Consider the following 10,927-nt stretch of genomic DNA (forward strand, 5'->3'; position numbering starts at 1 on the left):
TTTTTCTATGTACCTGACGATCCGCCACGACACGTCCTATCGTTACGAAGCGACTGTCCATTATTCGATCCAGCAACTGCGTCTGACGCCGGCAAGCGGCGCCTCGCAAGTGGTGCGGCGCTGGAGCATCGATGCGCCCGGCAAGCTCGACGCTACTTTCGACGCCTACGGCAATGTGCTGCATACGCTCGTGATCAACAAGCCGCATGGCGAGATCCGTCTGCATGTAGCGGGCGAAGTCGACACGATCCCGCTGAGCGACGGCCGGTTACCCGACGCCGTCGGCCCGATTCCGCTCGAGCATTTCACCTGCTCGACGCGTCTCACCGAGGCTGATGCGGCGATCCGCGAGCTGGCCGAATCGGTGCCGAGCCTCGCGAGCTCGAGCAATCTGATCGCGTTGTCCGAACAGATCCTGCAGCGCGTGAAGTACAACCCCGGCATCACCGAAGTCACCAGCACAGCTGCCCAGGCACTCGCGCTCGGCAACGGCGTGTGCCAGGACCATGCGCATCTGATGCTGGCCTGCTGCCGCGCGCGCGGCATTCCGGCGCGTTATGTGAGCGGCTACATCGAACCCGGCGATGTCGAGCACGGAGCGAGCCACGCATGGGTCGACGTGTGGCTCGACGGCAAGGGCTGGATTTCCATCGACGTCACGCACGCCGCGTTTGCCAGCGAGATCTACTGCCGGCTCGCCGTGGCGCGCGACTACGAAGCCGCCGCACCGGTGCGCGGGCGGCGTATCGGCGGGCTGGAAGAGCAGTTGAAGGTGTCCGTCACGGTCAGTGGGCAACTGTCGCAATAGCGGCCGCTGGGAGGAGGCCAATGGGTTGTCAGGGCCGCCTTGACGGGCGCATTGCAGGGCCGCTTGCCGGCAGCCATGGCAAGGGCTTGAATGAGCGTCAGCCCGCATAGCTATTCAGATTAGGCCCGCGTCCGCCGTAATACGGAGAAAGGCGCATGCGGGCCGCATTACAATAGCGACGTTCTGTCGTTTTTTGCGGGTACTTTTCCTTATGACTTACTGTGTAGCGATGTCCGTCGACGACGGGCTCGTGTTCCTGTCGGACACGCGCACCAACGCGGGCGTCGATCACATCAGCACCGCGCGCAAGATGTCGGTGTTCGAGCTGCCGGGCGAACGCATACTGGTGCTGCTGGGCGCCGGCAATCTGTCGCTCACGCAAGCGGTGCTGCACGAGCTGTCCGAGCCCGCCGATCCCTCGCAGCCCACGCTCTGGAATGCGCCCACCATGGCTGACGCGGCTCGCGTGATCGGCCGCGCGGTGCGCGGCGTGCATCAGCGCGAAGCGGAGGCGTTGCAGGAATTCGGCATCGACTTCAATTGCAGCTTCATTCTCGGCGGCCAGATCGCGGGCAACCGGCCGCATCTGTTCATGATCTACGCGGCGGGGAATTTCATCGAAGCGTCGGCCGTGAATCCGTATTTCCAGATCGGCGAGGCCAAGTATGGCAAGCCGATCATCGATCGCGTGCTGACGCCGTCCACGCCGCTCGACGAAGCGGCCAAGTGCGCGCTGATTTCGATGGATTCGACGCTGCGTTCGAATCTGTCGGTCGGACTGCCGTTGGATCTGCTGGTGTACGAGAAAGATTCGCTGCACGTCACGCGCTTCGTCTCGATCGATCACGACAATGCGTACTTCGAGATGATTCACCGCACGTGGGGCGAGCGGCTGCGCCAGGTGTTCGGCGAGATTCCCGATCCTGACTGGCAGGATTCGCCCAATGTGCCGCTGCTGCAGCGCGAGCGTGCACTGGTGCTGCATCGCGCGCCGGTGGGGGCAGACGGCGTGGAGCATGAGCTCGATGCGAAGCCGGCGCAGACGTTGGCGCAGGCGGAGAAGGGCAAGGCCCAGCGGCGCTAGGCAGTTCAGAGTCGGTCTCTGCGGCCGGGAGCATTACATCAAGGTCGTCACGAGCCTGTTAAGGGCTTGCTGGCGGCCTTTTCTTTTACCTCACCGGTCAACTGATCACGATGGACGCGCAGTGCGCGCATGGCTGTCCGTCTATTCGCGGCGTGACCCGAACGGACCCGCCGTCGCCGCGAGCGACAAAGCCAGGGGATGCAAAACCTGGGGACGAAAAAAAAACCAGCCACAGGCTTATCACCCGTGGCTGGTCTTCAACTGCGTGTCGCTTCAGCAGTCCGTCAAGTTTGATTAGAACTTGTGGCGGATGCCCAGGCTGACGATTATTTGCGAGTTCGAGGCCGATTCGGCGTCGTAGTCGGCAACCGATGCCGTTGCGCCCGTGCCCGATGCCTTTTGATAGGCGCCGACCAGGTAGAGGTCCGTGCGCTTCGACAGGTTGTAGTCGCCGCCCAGCGAGATCTGGTTATACGAGGCTGACGGACCGTTGCCCGAACCGTGCGTGAACGTGTAGCCCAGACCCAGCAATGCTGCCGGCGTCAGTTGGTAGTTCACGAAGCCAGCGCCGACGTTGTAACGCTCGGTCGAGCTGAACGTCGAGAGGGCGTCCGGCTTGTACTGTGCGTTGCTGTAACGGATACCAGCCGTGACCGGGCCGATAACGTACTGGCCAGCAACCGAAGCGATACCGATCGACTTCGCCGATGCGAACGGTGCATTGATCGAGTTGAACGTGCCGTCCGACGTCGCGTTCCAACCCTTCGGGTCGCCAGCTGCGCGAGCGGCCGCCGAGTTGGAGTTGTCCATGCGGATGTAGCCAGCAGCGACGCTGAACGGACCGTTCGCGTACGTTGCTGCGGCGGACCAGGTTTGACCTGCACCCGTCGAGCCTGCTACGCCGCCTAATGCGTACATTGCTTCGAACTGGAAGCCAGAGTACACGTTCGACGTGTACTTGACTGCGTTGTTCGTACGCGAGCTGTTGTCGTTGTTGTCAACGTCGCTCGGCGTCGTGAAGGTGGAACCGAAGTAGTTGTCTGCCGTCAGCGGCTGAACCAGGTCGACCACCGGGTCATACTGGCGGCCGAGGGTGACCGTACCGAACTGGTCGCTTTGCAGGCCAACAAAGGCCTGGCGGCCGAATTCGCGACCGCCTTGGTTCAGCTTGCCGCTGTTCGGGTCGAAACCGTTTTCCAACTGGAAGATAGCCTTCAGGCCACCGCCCAGATCTTCCGTGCCCTTCATGCCCCAGCGGCTGCCCTGCAGGTTGCCTGCGGCCATAGCGAAGGAACTCTTGTTGCTGCCCGAAACGTTGTTGTTGTTGATGTACTGGATCGAGTCATCGATCAGGCCGTAAAGGGTAACGCTGCTTTGAGCATGTGCTACGCCGGTGGCGCCGAGGAGCGCCAGCGAGAGGGTAGACAGGGCGATTCGTTTCATCCATTTCTCCACGCAGATGATTAGTTTGTCGTTGCGGAAAGGAGAATAGCTCACCGCCTCAACCGGCAAGAACTGGAAAAAAAAGAGTGTCGCCAAAAACCGACAAAACGTGCAAACCCTTGTATTTAAAGCCCGTTAACGATTATTGCTATTTCCGCAATATTCGTTCATTGATCGCACATTATTGTTGTTTTGTTAACAGTGAAGGCGTCGGTACCTGCAATTTAGACACTTGTTTGAATGGCGGTTGTAATTTAGTTGTCTAGCTGTCCTCGTCGTTCTGCAGCGTCCATATAAAAACAGAGCCGCGTTTCGCTTGACTGGCGCGCTAGACAGAATTTATGCGTTGTGAGCGGGCGCCGCCCGCTTCAGTCTTCGCTCGTGACGGTCGTTATCGTCCGCCGTTGCGGCGCGCTACGGCAACGGCCGCTAGCCCGGCCGCCGCGGCAACCAGCACCGAGGTCCACGGATACCGTCTGACATAGCGATCGGCCGCGACGGCCCGGCGGCCCGCTTCGACCAGCGTGACAGCGGCAGCGTGTGTCGCCTGTGCTTCAGCAACGACAACGGTGCGGCCGATCTTGACCGCGGTCGCCCGGGCTGAAGTCTTCTCTCGCCCTTGCTCTCGCGGTGAAGCCGATGCCGGCGCGTTCGCGGCAAGCGCCGCCGCTTCTGCCGTTCCGACGGCAGGCGCTAACCCCGCAGCAGGCGATTTGCGGTCTTCCACGCGAGGCAGCGCATCGGCCGATACCGTCGATGCCGCGAGCACCGAAGCGAGCTTGGCGCGGCTGCCGGGTGGCGACGCTTCCTGCATGCCCCATCCGCCGCGCGGATCGTGCATGCGCCCGCGCGCCGCCGAAAACTCCGCGCCGAGCAGGAGCACGACGGCCGAGAAGTACAGCCACATCAGCAGCACAGCCAGCGAGCCGGCCGCGCCGAACGAGCTCGCCATCCCGGCGTGCGCGATATACAGCGCGAACAGCTTCTTGCCCGCGGAGAACAGCACGGCCGCGACGATCCCTCCGACGAACGCATCGCGCCACTGCACCTTGGCGTCCGGCAGAAACTTCAGCAGACCGGCAAAGGCAAACGCCAGCACCAGCAAGCCGACGCCGAGTTGCAGCAGATTGCCGATCACCACATACGGCGAGTCGCCCCACAGCCACTTGCCGATGAACGTGATGACCGTATCGAGCACCAGCGAGACGATCAGCAGGAACGCGACGCCGAGCACCAGACCGAACGAAATCAGGCGCACGCGCACCAGCGCGATCACGCTCGACGAGCGCGGCCCCGTATACGGCCACACCAGGTTGAGTGCGCTATTGAGCGACGAGAAGGTCGCCGAGGCGCCGATCGCCAGCATCGTGAACGAAATAATCGCCGCGATGCCACCGGCGCTGCCGCTGTGATGGGCATTCTCGACGATGGTCTGCACGCCCGCGGCGGCCTGGTCGCCAAGCAGGCCGTGAATGTGGGTGAACAGTTCGCCGCGCGCGGCTTGAGCGCCAAAGAACCAGCCGGCCACGGCGATCACCATGACCAGCGTGGGCGCGAGTGAAAATGCCGCATAGAAGGCAATGCTGGCGGCCATGGCCGCGCAGCGGTCGTCGGCAAACTGTTTGAATGCGCCGATTGCCCAATTGGCCTGCTTGCGCGCCACCAACTGGAGGTTCTCGGCGGAAAGCCTGTCGATGTCCATGGTCGTTTTTCTCAATGGGATACGGGCGCCGGATGCGCCGTGTGCGTGCCGTTGAGGTGGCCCGAGGTGGCCTTGATGCACTCCGCGCATCGAGGCCTTTCGCAAACCTTGTGCCTGTCACTATAACAAGCGACAAGCGTTGTATGCGTGTGCCCGCGATACGTCGCACGCAGGTGTGCCGTTAGAATGCCGATGGACCTTCACACTTTTATCACTATGCACTCGCACGAACTCGTAAAGCAGCTGGACGTCATTCCTGCCGAACAATTGAGCGCGAATTTGCCGGCACATGTCGTCGAGCATTTGCCGGCCCAGGGCGTGACCGTGTTCGCCGTTAGCGACGACGCCTCGGACACCGCCGAATTCAGCGCGCGCTACGGCTTCGGCCTTGAAGATTGCGCCAACACGATCGTGGTCCGCTACAAGAAGGAGGGCGCCGAGCATTACGCGGCGCTGGTCTCGCTGGGTTCGCTGCGTCTGGACATCAATGGCGCGGTGAAGGCCGCGCTGGGCGCGCAGCGCCTTTCGTTCGCCAAACGGGAGGCCGCCGTGGAGCATAGCGGGATGGAGTTCGGCGGGATTACGGCCTTCGGTTTGCCGGCGGACTGGCGCATTCTCGTCGACGCCGCGGTCATGGAGCGTGCTCAGGTCGTGATGGGTGCAGGGGTGCGGGCGGCCAAGTTGTTGGTGGCGCCCGAGGTACTGCAGCAGTGGCCGCGCTGCGAAGTTGCCTCGCTTGCGCTGCCGGCCGAGTGAAGGTTTTGGGGCGCCGCCGCCCCGGCAAGCAGCACCAATCGAGGTCAGCCCCGTAGGCCAACGCACCAAGGAAGGTGACAGCGGGACAGCGCGCTAACGGGCGCGCTTGCTCAGATCATCAGACGTGAGACTTTGGTGCCTTCGAGCGACACACCGGCCATTAGCCCGCCGTTCGTCAGCACAAACGCTTCGATCGGACTGGTGGCGGTCGAGGTATCGACCGCGCCGTTCGCGCCGACCTTCAGCACGGCGACCGTTGCATCGGCGCCTGCTGCCCATCCCTGGCTGCGCAGGAACGTGTCGAGTGCGTCTTGCGTCATGAACAGAAACACGAGCGCTTTGGACTGCGCGCCAATCTGCAAACCGAACGAGCCCGCGACGGTGCTGTAATAGCCCGCCGTGCGTCCGGCCACGCGCAACGCGCCTTCGCCGTATTGCGCACCGACCCAGAAGCCCGCCGAAATCACCGACGGGAACACGAGCACACCGCGCGCCTTGTCGACCAGTTCACGCGAGCCGGTAACGTTCGCGTAGAGACGCGACAGGGTGGAATCGACCCCGGCGTTGATCGTGTCACGCTTGCTGGCGTTCTCCGAAGGCGACGCGCTCGAAGATGGCGACGTGGTCGTGCAGGCGGCGAGGCCAAAACCGGTCGTAGCCAAAGCTGCGCCAGTGGTCATGATGAATTGTCGTCTGCGCATGATCGTTCTCCTTGTGCGTAATGAGGGTTGCGTTTTCTTTTCGAACAGTGAGTGCCGTGACGCCGGTAGCCCGTACGCCGGCAAACCGGTGCGCCGGCCGCCGGTACGCCGGCCGCCCGTATGCTTGCTAACCAGCATTTAGCGTGCCTGACGCCACGGCTCGTGTGTGAGACAGCCGTGATGCGCGGACGTTCGCACAGGGGGCGCGGCGTTTAATGCCGCGCCCCCCAATCCCTATGCTGTCGGGCGGATATTCTGATTGTGGTGGAACAGGTTGTGCGGGTCGTAGCGGTACTTGACGGCGACGAGACGCTCATAGTTCGGTCCGTACGCATCGGCCACCCGGCCGCCTTCCTCCTGCGTCATGAAGTTGACGTACACGCTGCCCAGCGCGAACGGAGCGGCCGCGGCGAAGAACGCGCGGGCCCAGGCGATGCAGCGCTCGTCATCGCTCGCGTCGTCCCAACGGCCGTGCACGTTCATCGCGTACTGCGTGTTGCGGCTCGAATAGGCTGTGGCGTCGACCGGCACCCGGCAAGTCTGTGCGCCGATCTGCCCGAGGAAGATTTCGCATTGCGGCGACGGCAGCGTGCCGATCGCATCGAGCAGGGCATCGATGAGGCCGTCCGATATTTTGTCGAGGTTGTGCGACTTCCAGTAGTTACGCGCGCCCGGCGTGAGCAGCGGATCGAACGCCTGTTGCCACATGACGTATGGCATTGGCCCAAGATGTTCGCCGACGGGTGTGCCGAAACCGCGCACAACCTCCACGACGGACGGGCCGTTTTCGACGGGGCCGGAGTAGCACATCGCGAATACGATCACCGGCTTGCCGTGTGCCTCGGGCGGCAGAAACGGCAGCGGGGGCGCAAGCCGCACCACAGGCCATACGCTCAACTCCTCCGGCATCTGTTCCACCGCCGTGCGGTACTGGAGCAGGGCACTCTTTGCCTGGTCGAGCGGCAGCACGACCAGGCCGCCGTACACGAGCGGCCCGACCGGATGAAGCGCGAACTCGAAGCGCGTTACGACGCCGAAATTGCCGCCGCCACCGCGAATCGCCCAGAACAGATCTGGATGGGAGTCGGCGCTCGCGTGGAGCAGTTCGCCGTCGGCAGTGACCACGTCCGCTGAAATCAGATTGTCGACGGTCATGCCGTATCTGCGGCTCAGCCAGCCGAACCCGCCACCGAGCGTCAGACCTGCCACGCCGGTGGTCGAGTTGATGCCGAGCGGGGTGGCAAGCCCGAACGCTTGCGCTTCGTGGTCGAAATCGCCGAGCGTCGCGCCGGGCTCGACATAGGCGCGCCGCGCTGCCGGATCGATCTGGACCGATTTCATCGATGACAGGTCGATCACGAGGCCGTCATCACACAGCGCGGTGCCGGCGATATTGTGGCCGCCGCCGCGCACCGCCAGCGGCAGATCGTTGTCGCGCGCGAACGCTACGCCGCGGCGCACGTCGGCCACGCCGGCGCAACGCAGGATCATCGCCGGATTCCGGTCGATCATCGCATTCCAGATGCTGCGGGCCTCATCGAAACCCGCGTCGCCGGGCAGCAGAAGCTGGCCTCGGGTCGCGGTTTTTAGTTCGTCGATGGCGCTACTGGACACACTAACCATGGCACACCTCCAGACACAGTGGAAGACGCTCTCAGAACACTATTCAGCTGAACAAAGTAAATGAAGACGCCTGAAAATGTTCAATTTGCGTCCATCCAGTAAACGGGGCTGCCTCCGTAAGTCAAACGAAGGTAAACCCGCGCCTGCAACCGACGCCGCACGAAAGCTCGTGCAGCAAGTGTCTGCGAGTCGCGGCGGGAATGATGACCCTCGGCGACGCAGTGGATGGTGGGAGCGCTTCGAGAAAAAGCGGCGCGAAGAAGTGATGGTCGTGCGCTGCGATGGTGGCTGCGCGGCGACACTTTTGCAGCAGAAAGTTGGCTTGGTTGTTTGCGTGCCGTGCAGAAGTGTCGATTTACACGCCGTTTCGCACGGAGGACTATGCCCGTATCGACTCGTTCACAACCTATCGCTGAGGAAGCGTCATGTCCATACAAGCTCTCGTTCTCAAGCAGCACGGCGGCCCGCTCGAACTCACGGAACTGCCGCGCCCCGAGCCGGCGCGCGGTGAGGTGCTGGTCCGCATCGCCGCGAGCGGACTGAATCCACTCGACACCAAGATCCGCGCCGGCGCTGCCGGGCACGCGAAACATCCGTTGCCGGCGGTGTTGGGCATCGACATGGCGGGCGTCGTGGAGGCGGCGGGCGACGGTGTCGGCAGGTTCAAGGCGGGCGATCGGGTATACGGAATGACGGGCGGCGTGGGCGGCCTGCAAGGCTCGCTGGCGCAATACGCGTCGGTCGATGCAGATCTGCTGGCCTTGATGCCGTCAAATCTCTCGATGCGTGAAGCCGCTGCGCTGCCGCTTGCTTTCATCACGGCGTACTCAGGCATTGTCGATCGCGCGCATTTGCAGGCAGGGCAAACCGTGCTCGTACATGGCGGGGTGGGCGGTGTTGGATACGTCTCGGTGCAGTTGGCGCTCGCGCTCGGTGCGAAGGTTTTTACGACAGTTAGCGAGCGCGACCGCAGTGTGGTGGAGGCGCTTGGTGCTACGCCGATCGATTACCGTGCGCAGCCGGTTGAGCAATACGTCCAGTCTGCGACGGACGGTGCGGGTTTCGACCTGGTCGTCGATACGGTCGGCGGGGCGACGCTCGACGCATCGTTTGCCGCCGTGAGGCATTTCGGCCATGTGGTCAGCGCGCTCGGGTGGGGCACGCATGCGCTAGCGCCGCTGTCGTTTCGCGAAGCCAGTTACTCGGGCGTGTTCACGCTGCATGCATTGCTTTCCGGTGAAGGCCGCGCGCATCACGGCGAGATGCTGCGCGTGGCGGCGCAGCTCGCTGAAGAAAACAGGCTCGCGCCCCGCCTCGACGCACGGCGCTTTGATCTGGGTTCCGCGCAGCTTGCTTATGACGCACTGACCGACGGCAGCGCGCGGGGCAAAGTCGTGGTCGAGGTGAATTGAGCGGAACGCTGAATGCAGCGTTGCTGCGCTCCTTTGGACTAGCCCTTCACGAGGCCGCCGGCCACAATCAGATTCTGACCGGTGACCGCGCGCGCCCACGGCGACAGGAAGAACAGCACGGCGTCGGCGAACTCCTCAGGCGTCGTGACGTGCCGCACCGGTGTCGAACTGGCGATCAGGTCGAAAGCGAATTCCGGCGTCGCCGCGGCGCCGAGTCCGCGGGCGCCGCCCGTTACCAGCACCCATTGTTGGGATGAAAGCATCTCTTTTGCTGTTGTCGATGCGCTTGCGATTTTCTTATTGTCGCCTGATTCAGCTTTCTCGCTCAGTGGGGTGGCGCACGGATAACGATGGCGCTGATGCGGGGGCGATGTGCGTAACGGAGTGCGCCTCGTATGGCTCAGTGGTTGGCCTTATGTCTTTGCACTGTCTGTGTGATTGCCCTCACTCCCGTTTTTGCAAATGCTATTTCGTGTCCGGACAAACACTTATACGAGACGTTGGTTCGTGTCATGGTCCACTCCCTTGCTCGAAAACTACGCCCTGTGAGTGATAGGTTCGCCTGCGTCTGTTGGATTCATCTGACGAAGAGATCCGGGCGTCAATTAAAAAAATAATTTGGACTGCGTATCTAAATTCAGAAAGTTAGAGTCCTTTTTACAAATGGTAATTAACGGTCTTTGACAGTCGGGCAACGCAATTAATTGGAAACAGGTCAGCAATATCGCATTGCGTGGGCTAGCGCACGGTCACCGGATCGCGCTCCGCATAACTTCAACGTCCATTAGGCCCTGCTGTGCTCTTTTCAAGGCTTTGTTCGCGCACAGCTAGTTGTTTATCCCGGATCACGTCAAATCGGATCGGGATTATCTGCGGGAGAGAAGTCGAGTGTCATGCGGCTTTCGTGTGGCTCGCGACAACGTCGATCGCATTTTGAAAGTCATTTTTTGACAGCGAACAGCGGCTTACTCGTTGTCTGGATCTGTCTTTCAGAATATATAGTTAGGAGAATGAAATGAAAAAGCAGAACGGGGACACGCGCGCGTTGGGGACAAGTAAAGCGGTATTGGCGGTTGCGGTGAGTCTTTATGCGGCAATGGCGGGCGCTCAAACGAGTCCGGCGACACCTGCGGCGCCGTCGGCAAATTCGACGAAGCTGATGGTTGCGCAAACATTGCCGGTCGATTGTCCGCTATTCGACGCGCTTGGCTGTAGGCAGGAAGACGGTGGGTCGCGGGGGGGCGGCGGAGTTGGCGTGGCAGCGGCTGCGGCCGCGGGTCTGGGGTCGACATCGCCTTCGGGCTCACAGAGCAGCAATGGCAGCGGGACTTCGTCGGCTGGGTTGGGCGCTAACGGCGGCGGATCGACGTCGAACGCAGCGGGACTCGGTGCTGGGGG

8 protein-coding genes and 2 pseudogenes are annotated in these 10,927 nt (G+C 62.3%); 5 read left to right on the forward strand and 5 right to left on the reverse strand.

Annotated features, from left to right (window positions below):
* The first annotated feature begins 7 nt into the window (after window positions 1-7).
* Complete coding sequence (locus tag GNZ12_RS23430; protein WP_172314112.1) at window positions 8-808, forward strand: transglutaminase family protein; 801 nt, start codon at window positions 8-10, stop codon at window positions 806-808.
* A gap of 211 nt (window positions 809-1,019) precedes the next feature.
* Complete coding sequence (locus GNZ12_RS23435; RefSeq protein WP_172314114.1) at window positions 1,020-1,892, forward strand: proteasome-type protease; 873 nt, start codon at window positions 1,020-1,022, stop codon at window positions 1,890-1,892.
* Between the two features lie 294 nt (window positions 1,893-2,186).
* Here GNZ12_RS23435 and GNZ12_RS23440 read toward each other — a convergent pair whose 3' ends face one another.
* On the reverse strand, window positions 2,187-3,335 hold the full coding sequence (locus GNZ12_RS23440; protein WP_172314116.1) for a porin: 1,149 nt from the start codon (window positions 3,333-3,335) through the stop codon (window positions 2,187-2,189).
* A gap of 391 nt (window positions 3,336-3,726) precedes the next feature.
* Entirely contained in the window at window positions 3,727-5,037 is a 1,311-nt protein-coding gene (locus GNZ12_RS23445; protein ID WP_172314118.1) for a YihY/virulence factor BrkB family protein, read from the reverse strand.
* A gap of 216 nt (window positions 5,038-5,253) precedes the next feature.
* Between GNZ12_RS23445 and GNZ12_RS23450 the strand changes: the two genes are divergently transcribed.
* Window positions 5,254-5,793, forward strand: a complete 540-nt coding sequence (locus GNZ12_RS23450; RefSeq protein ID WP_172314140.1) for a YbaK/EbsC family protein — start codon at window positions 5,254-5,256, stop codon at window positions 5,791-5,793.
* A gap of 110 nt (window positions 5,794-5,903) precedes the next feature.
* Here the strand turns inward: GNZ12_RS23450 and GNZ12_RS23455 are convergent, their stop codons facing one another.
* Both GNZ12_RS23455 and GNZ12_RS23460 read right to left on the reverse strand, forming a co-directional pair.
* Complete coding sequence (locus GNZ12_RS23455; RefSeq protein ID WP_172314120.1) at window positions 5,904-6,494, reverse strand: BPSL1445 family SYLF domain-containing lipoprotein; 591 nt, start codon at window positions 6,492-6,494, stop codon at window positions 5,904-5,906.
* Between the two features lie 234 nt (window positions 6,495-6,728).
* Window positions 6,729-8,117: an FAD-binding oxidoreductase gene (locus tag GNZ12_RS23460; RefSeq protein ID WP_172314122.1), complete on the reverse strand. Its 1,389-nt coding sequence runs from the start codon at window positions 8,115-8,117 to the stop codon at window positions 6,729-6,731.
* Window positions 8,118-8,542: 425 nt separating this feature from the next.
* On the opposite strand from GNZ12_RS23460, the gene GNZ12_RS23465 reads away from it, so the two are divergent.
* Entirely contained in the window at window positions 8,543-9,529 is a 987-nt protein-coding gene (locus tag GNZ12_RS23465) for a zinc-dependent alcohol dehydrogenase family protein (RefSeq protein WP_172314124.1), read from the forward strand.
* Between the two features lie 38 nt (window positions 9,530-9,567).
* Here the strand turns inward: GNZ12_RS23465 and GNZ12_RS23470 are convergent.
* Window positions 9,568-9,738, reverse strand: a pseudogene (locus GNZ12_RS23470) (SDR family oxidoreductase); the annotation flags it as partial.
* A gap of 806 nt (window positions 9,739-10,544) precedes the next feature.
* On the opposite strand from GNZ12_RS23470, the pseudogene GNZ12_RS23475 reads away from it, so the two are divergent.
* Window positions 10,545-10,927 (forward strand): annotated as a pseudogene (locus tag GNZ12_RS23475) (hypothetical protein); the annotation flags it as partial.

Origin of the sequence: Paraburkholderia solitsugae, from assembly GCF_013177695.1 — a bacterium.
GTDB classification, from domain to species: domain Bacteria; phylum Pseudomonadota; class Gammaproteobacteria; order Burkholderiales; family Burkholderiaceae; genus Paraburkholderia; species Paraburkholderia solitsugae.

What these genes read in the sequence shown, in the direction of transcription:
- GNZ12_RS23465 (WP_172314124.1), top strand. Translation starts at nt 8,543, where the DNA reads ATGTCCATACAAGCTCTCGTTCTCAAGCAGCACGGCGGCCCGCTCGAA.
- GNZ12_RS23435 (WP_172314114.1), top strand. Translation starts at nt 1,020, where the DNA reads ATGACTTACTGTGTAGCGATGTCCGTCGACGACGGGCTCGTGTTCCTG.
- GNZ12_RS23460 (WP_172314122.1), bottom strand. Translation starts at nt 8,117, where the DNA reads ATGGTTAGTGTGTCCAGTAGCGCCATCGACGAACTAAAAACCGCGACC.
- GNZ12_RS23445 (WP_172314118.1), bottom strand. Translation starts at nt 5,037, where the DNA reads ATGGACATCGACAGGCTTTCCGCCGAGAACCTCCAGTTGGTGGCGCGC.
- GNZ12_RS23430 (WP_172314112.1), top strand. Translation starts at nt 8, where the DNA reads ATGTACCTGACGATCCGCCACGACACGTCCTATCGTTACGAAGCGACT.
- GNZ12_RS23440 (WP_172314116.1), bottom strand. Translation starts at nt 3,335, where the DNA reads ATGAAACGAATCGCCCTGTCTACCCTCTCGCTGGCGCTCCTCGGCGCC.
- GNZ12_RS23450 (WP_172314140.1), top strand. Translation starts at nt 5,254, where the DNA reads ATGCACTCGCACGAACTCGTAAAGCAGCTGGACGTCATTCCTGCCGAA.
- GNZ12_RS23455 (WP_172314120.1), bottom strand. Translation starts at nt 6,494, where the DNA reads ATGCGCAGACGACAATTCATCATGACCACTGGCGCAGCTTTGGCTACG.